This is a genomic window from Pseudactinotalea sp., assembly GCF_048594945.1.
Lineage (GTDB): Bacteria > Actinomycetota > Actinomycetes > Actinomycetales > Beutenbergiaceae > Pseudactinotalea.
The window spans coordinates 1-3,876 of the sequence record NZ_JBMDXJ010000541.1 but is presented as its reverse complement, the minus strand read 5'-3'; the positions used below and the strand labels follow the sequence as shown (position 1 = coordinate 3,876).

General features: G+C 67.8%; 5 protein-coding genes. 2 read left to right on the top strand and 3 right to left on the bottom strand.

Features of this window, described 5'->3' with window-relative positions; genetic code table 11:
- On the top strand, nt 1–186 hold a 186-nt coding region (locus tag ACOJSN_RS24645; protein ID WP_420115127.1), incomplete at its 5' end, for a type II toxin-antitoxin system RelE/ParE family toxin.
- Entirely contained in the window at nt 183–518 is a 336-nt protein-coding gene (locus tag ACOJSN_RS24640) for a helix-turn-helix domain-containing protein (protein WP_143619959.1), read from the top strand. The genes ACOJSN_RS24645 and ACOJSN_RS24640, both read left to right, overlap by 4 nt.
- 387 nt (nt 519–905) lie before the next feature.
- Here ACOJSN_RS24640 and ACOJSN_RS24635 read toward each other — a convergent pair whose 3' ends face one another.
- The 3 genes from ACOJSN_RS24635 to ACOJSN_RS24625 form a co-directional block, all read right to left on the bottom strand.
- Complete coding sequence (locus ACOJSN_RS24635; protein WP_420115126.1) at nt 906–1,970, bottom strand: ParA family protein; 1,065 nt, start codon at nt 1,968–1,970, stop codon at nt 906–908.
- On the bottom strand, nt 1,967–3,148 hold the full coding sequence (locus ACOJSN_RS24630) for an ATP-binding protein (RefSeq protein WP_420115125.1): 1,182 nt from the start codon (nt 3,146–3,148) through the stop codon (nt 1,967–1,969). The genes ACOJSN_RS24635 and ACOJSN_RS24630 overlap by 4 nt, the downstream gene beginning before the upstream one ends.
- 541 nt (nt 3,149–3,689) lie before the next feature.
- On the bottom strand, nt 3,690–3,876 hold a 187-nt coding region (locus tag ACOJSN_RS24625), incomplete at its 5' end, for a non-reducing end alpha-L-arabinofuranosidase family hydrolase (protein ID WP_420115124.1).

Sequence of the window (3,876 nt, the reverse complement as noted above, 5' to 3'; positions counted from 1 at the left end):
GGCTCCGCAGGCCGCTCCGAGATCCGCCTCCTGTTCGTCTTCGACCCGTGGCGTTCGGCGATCCTACTGGTGGGCGGTGACAAATCGGGGAACTGGTCGGCCTGGTACCGCCAGGCGATTCCACGCGCGGAAGAGCTGTACGTCGAGTACGTGAAGGAACGCGAAGCCGAGGAGGGACAGCAATGAAGAAGTTTCCCAAGTGGAGCGATGTACGTGCCGATGTTGTTGCGGGTGCCGGCGGCGAAGAGGCTGTAGCCGAGGCCCGCAAGCGCAACCAGGCGTACATCGACGGGCATCGGCTTGCCGAGCGCCGCAAGTCTCTTGGCCTGACGCAGAGCGACGTCGCGGAACTGATGGGCGTGACCAAGAGCCGGATCTCGCAGATCGAGCGCGGAGAGGTCTCCACCGTGGAGGCCATCGCCCGCTATGTCGCCGCTCTTGGCGGCCGGATCCAGATCTCCGCCGTCTTCGGTGACGACCTGTACATCCTGCGCGGAACGGACACTCACGCCGCGTAGGCCACAGGCCCCGGACGCATCGGCATCCGGGCAGCACCAGTCGTTCGCGCACCGTAGTGCTCGGCGGCGCCACCAGTTCCTGCTCGCTGTTGTGACGGTCAGCCGGTCGCCAATGATTACTGGACCTACTGGGCGGACCTGGCGCCAGCCCCTTCCCGGCGCGGTGTGGTTGCGCCGCTCCGCAGCCGCACGGGCATCCGTGTGGCCGCGGCGGCCTCACGCTGAGGCTCGCGGCCCGCTCGTTCCCCTCCCGGGGAGCAGCCCCGGACCGGAACCGAGGAACGCGGAGCCCGCCCGGCGCGACAGGTCATCGGCCTGGCTGCCGCCAGCCTGAACAACCGAAACCCCCCGTCGAAGGAACTGACAGCCCACTACGAAGGATTGGGGCTAGCTCGGACGGGTCGGTGCCAGTGGGCGGACCTCCTCCAGGGGCTCGCCGATCCGCACGAGCACCTCGCGGGCCAACGCCTGGAACTCGAGGAAACAGGTCTTCACGTACTGCTGGGTGCTACCCAGGGCGCCGTCGGCCGGCTTCAGATCGAACATGGGCTTCCTCGCGTCGTGCGCCAGAGGCATCAGACTCCGGTAGTTCCGCATGGTCGCAATGCGGTGCAGGTCGTCCTCCCGGGTGGGCTGCGCCTCGTCGAGAACCTCCGAAGAGTAGACCCGAGGAATTCGCTTGAGCCACCGCTCGTACGCTTTGACCGGGCGGTCCAGTCGCATCTCCGGCTGCATGATCACGTACCCGAGGGGCCGCATCTCGGCTTGGGGCGCCGAGATGCCCGGCGGAACCCTGGGCAGGACGAGCTGCTGCCAGTCGGCGCGCCACTGACGCAGTGTCGGCCCCAGGTTGCTGAGGCCCTTCAGTGAGAACAGGTCCGCGGCCAATGGCATCAGTACCGTGTCGGCGGAGATCAATGCGGCCCGGTTGATGGCTCCCAGGTTGGGGCCGACATCGATGAGCACGACATCTGCGTCCACGGCCTGCGCCGCCTGCTGAATGATCCGATGGAATGCCGTCGATGTGCGGATGGCTGCGATATCGCCTGCGTAAGCACGGGACCATTCGTTGGACAGTTTGTCCTCGAATCGGCTGAGGTCGAGGCTGCCGGGCAGCAACCACAGGTCGGGCTCGAGCCTGGCAGGCTCGACCGCTGCGATGTCGCCCGTCCCTTCGAGGATCGGACGGACGGCATCAGCGATGGTCTGCCCGCTGCGAACTCGTCCGACCTCGGGGAGGCCCGCCGACACCGCGCCGCTGAGTTCGGAGGGGTTCTCCCAGAGCTCCTCGATCTCCGTCTCGTCCAGGCACATGGAGGTCAAGTTCGCCTGAGGATCCAGGTCGATGGCGAGAACGCTCAGGCCGAGGCGCCGGATCATGTGGGCCAGGTGGTACGTGAGGGTGGTCTTTCCCACGCCTCCCTTGTTGTTGAACAGCGCGATCGATGTCATGCGGCTCTCCTGATCACAACGACCCACGACGAATCGTCCACCTGGAATTCGGCGGGCGGATTTCCGTTGTCCTCCAACGCCCTTCTCACTCGCCCGATACCCCGACCAAACCGGTTCACATAACCGAGCCCTTTCATCGCGGCTGCGACGGACGGATTGCGGTAATCGGTGACACGGTCGAAGTTGTCGTCCCGAACCTGCCCGAACGGTCCGCCGGGATTGGTGATCTCGATGCGGTCGTCGAACCAGACGACCCGGGTCGGCGCGTAGGAGGTCTCGTAGTTCCGGTGCATGAGCGCATTCATGCACAGCTCACGCAGCGCCTCCAACGGATAGTCCGGGCGGGGAGTCTCTCGGAACCCCTCCTCCGCGAGCCTCGTGCGCACATTGCTGCGCAGGAGGGGTTCCAGGCGAGCCGAGAGACCTACCAGGTTCTGCCGGAGCTCCTGCTCATCGACGATCGGGGCGTCGAAGTCAACACCCTGGTAGCGGACGAACTGCACGTAAGCCCCGGGTACATGGGTGGTGGGGTCGAGTCCCACGGCCAGTACACCGAGCGTGGTCGGCGTGCCGCCGGGGGTCGCGAGGTGGAGTGAGGAGAGTTGAAGGTCAGTGGGACGGCCGTTCTCCTCGATGACATCCGGGGCGACCATGGAGGGCAGGTACGACTGTCGGAACGTGTCCAGATCCAGGTCATCGACGCGGGCCAGCTCCATCGGGCGCGTGTCGAAGGGACGGTCCTTGGCTCGCCTGCGCTCAGTGAGAACCCGCTCATCCTCCCGGTTGGCCTTACGCGTGGTGGGGCCCGGCCGGACCCAGATGACACCGTCGAACCGCACCGGCGGGGTCGCGGACGCGGCCACGTGGAGCCGGATGACGGGCTTGCCTCGGTAGACAGCACGCTCGACCGTGAGGGACGGGCGGTCCAGGATGAGGCCGGAGTCCCGGATCTCGGTGAGTTGGAGGAGCGCACGATCACTCAGATCGAGGTCGTCGACGGGCATACCCTTGTCGTCCACTCCCACGAGGATGTCACCCCCGCCACGCCCGCTCAGATCATTGGCCATGGCGCACACCGCGTTGCCGATGGCGTCACCCCGCTTGCCCTCGCGCTTGGGGCTGCGCTTGAACTCAAGGCAGGCGGACTCCTGAGTTCCCAGCATGTCGGCCAGATCCACGTCTTCGTCGCTCACCGCTTCATTCTGCCGTGCGGAGCCGCAGTCCGTCCGGGAGCTCGGGAGCCCACCCGGTGGGCTCCCGAACCTGGTCGGGAACCATACCTACCAGCCCGCGCGAGGGCCGCCACGCCGACATCCGCTGCTATGGAACCGGAATGCATCACCCGATCGAGCGCATGCTTGCAAGCGCCCCACGCAGGCGTGCCCGACGCACACCCGTCGGGACGGTCACCTACGGTCATCAGGGGTTCCCAGCGACGGGAGTCGCGGGTGCCAAGCGCGGCGTTCGTACTGGTCAGGTCGGCCACCTGGGGCTTCGTCGGTGGGGCCACCGCTGCGCCGCCGGTGCGGGGGGCGGAGCCGAGGGACCGTCCGTGCAGGTCGCCGCGCGGCCGGGGCGCGGCGGTGGTGCGCACCGAAAAGTGGGGCTCCCCGCCTCCCGGCGCGCCGGCCGCGGCCCGAACGCGGCGCGAGGGGGCCCGGCCGAAGGCGGGGCCCGCCGCGGCGGCTCCGTGTACCGGGTCGGAGCCGTCCCCCGCTGTCAGCGCTGCAGGGTCAGCAGCCCCGGGCGGTAGGGCAGGCGACCGTAGTCACCGCCCGAGCTGGGGCTTCGCCCCTGGTAGAGGAGTTGCAGGTTGCAGGGGTCGACGGTCATGGTCTGGTCGGCGCTGGTGCGGAGCAGCTCGCCGTGGCTGATGTCGTTGGTCCAGGTGGCGCCGCTGTTGGCC

Excerpts from the sequence above, each read along its gene's own strand:
- ACOJSN_RS24640 (WP_143619959.1), top strand. The coding sequence starts at position 183 with ATGAAGAAGTTTCCCAAGTGGAGCGATGTACGTGCCGATGTTGTTGCG.
- ACOJSN_RS24635 (WP_420115126.1), bottom strand. The coding sequence starts at position 1,970 with ATGACATCGATCGCGCTGTTCAACAACAAGGGAGGCGTGGGAAAGACC.